Genomic DNA, 1,846 nt, shown 5'->3' with positions numbered 1-1,846 from the left:
CCAACGCGAGGTCGGCGGCGGGCCACACACCCAACCCGGTCAATGTCTCTCGAACCGTCATCCGAGCACTCCGATCTTCTCTGCCGCAACGTCCACGGGCCAGGCCATCTCGATGTCGCGGGCACCTTCGAGCCACTTCGTCAGTTGCAGCACTGCTTGATCCGCGAACCGCGGCCCTGCCACCTGAATCCCAACGGGCATGTGTTCATGAAATCCGAAGCACAGCGCCGACGCCGGCTGCGCAGTCTGGTTGAACCACGCCGTGAAACTGCAGTGCCCCAACGGCTGTGCGGAATCGAGCCCAACCTCCTCGGCCCCGAACCCGACCGTCGGAATCACCGGACTGATCACGAAGTCGAACTCGCTGGTCTTCGCCCGCACGATCTCCTGCGACCGCATCACCGCATCCGTGTCCCGGGAGAACTGTGTCGCGGAATAGTTCGCTGCTGGAGCAGCCCAGTCCGCGACAGCGGGCAGGACCTGACTTCGTCGCTCCTTGGGAATCGACTCCCACTCTGTCAGCGCCCTCACTTGGAACAATCGATCGAGAGCCGGGTACGGGTCGTCGGCGAAGATTGGCGGCATTTCGGTGACCAGGGCACCCGCTGCGGCCAGAGACGTTGCAGTGGACTGGACCACGCGCAGTACTTCGTCAGAAATGGTTGTGCCGTAGCCCATGTCGAGCATGACGCCGATGCGGAGTCCGGCAGGGGTCAGTGGCGCGTGGATGTCGGCAGTGTCCTCGTACGGCAGGCTCCACGCATCTCGCGCATTGGGGCGGGTGATGATGCGATACAGGTCGATCAGGTCGTCGACCGTGCGGGCCATCGGTCCGGCCGACCGCATTGTCGACGGCGCCAGATGCGGGATGCGTCCCTGCGTCGGCTTGAGTGCCACCAAACCGCAATGCCCGGCGGGGAGCCGAACCGAACCGGCAATATCAGAACCGACCGAGCCGTAGCCGATGCCCGCGGCCAGAGACGCGCCCGCACCAGAGCTCGACCCGCCGGTGTTCCGGGTCAGATCCCAGGGGTTGCGCGTGATCCCGTAGAGGGAGCTGACGCCTGCGGCCATCATGCCCATGTCGGGCATCGTGGTCTTGCCGACGATCACCGCGCCCGCTTCCTTCAGCCGCGCGGCCGGGGGAGCGTCGACGGTCGCCATCGGCAGATCCGCATTCGCCGCCACTCCGTGCCGCCACGGCATCCCGATCGCGTTGATGCTGTCCTTGATCGAGACGGGAATGCCGTCGAGATCCGACAAAGCCCGGCTACCGCGAAGCCGATCCGTTGCGGCCTGCGCAGCGGCACGCGCGCCTGCTTCGTCAACGAACGCCATCGCGTTGATCACCGGGTTGGTCGCGGCGATGTGGTCGAGCGTCGCGTCGAGCACGTCGAGGGGCGTGTTTTCGCCGGAAGCGAAAGCCTCGCGGATTTCCGCGACGGTTCTGGTGAGGAGGGGGTTCATCCGGTGCCCTTCATGCCGGAGTCGGCGAGTTCGGTGGCGGGGGCGCCGATGTCGCCGCGGACCATGCGGGCCACTGTTTCGGTGAGCATCTTCACGCCGTCGAGCAGGTCGTCGTCGCGGGTCAGTTCCTTCTCGCTGTGCGAGATACCGTCGACGCTGGGGACGAACAGCATGACCGTCGGGACGAGATCTTTGAGGTTGACCGAATCGTGGCCGGCCATCGTCAGCATTCGTCGATACGACAGGCCCAGGTCCTTAGCTGCTTCCTCGGCGAGTTCGACGCCCTCGCTCTGGTAGCTCGTCGAAGGTCGCAGGGATGAGGTGTCGATGCTGACGTGGACTTCGGTCTCCTGGGCGATCGCGTCCATCAGCATCTGGT

At 65.3% G+C, this 1,846-nt stretch carries 2 protein-coding genes; both read right to left on the bottom strand.

The window, feature by feature from the left end; translation table 11 throughout:
* Positions 1–57: 57 nt before the first annotated feature.
* A complete protein-coding gene (locus WBQ44_RS18960; RefSeq protein WP_495568216.1) occupies positions 58–1,467 on the bottom strand; it encodes an amidase in 1,410 nt (469 codons plus the stop codon).
* A partial coding sequence (locus WBQ44_RS18955; protein ID WP_495568215.1) for a M20/M25/M40 family metallo-hydrolase occupies positions 1,464–1,846 on the bottom strand: 383 nt, incomplete at its 5' end. The genes WBQ44_RS18955 and WBQ44_RS18960, both read right to left, overlap by 4 nt.

Source organism: Rhodococcus sp. (in: high G+C Gram-positive bacteria), assembly GCF_049591685.1.
Taxonomy (GTDB): domain Bacteria; phylum Actinomycetota; class Actinomycetes; order Mycobacteriales; family Mycobacteriaceae; genus Rhodococcoides.
Note: the sequence above shows the minus strand (reverse complement) of the source record. Positions and strands in the feature narration are given on the sequence as shown.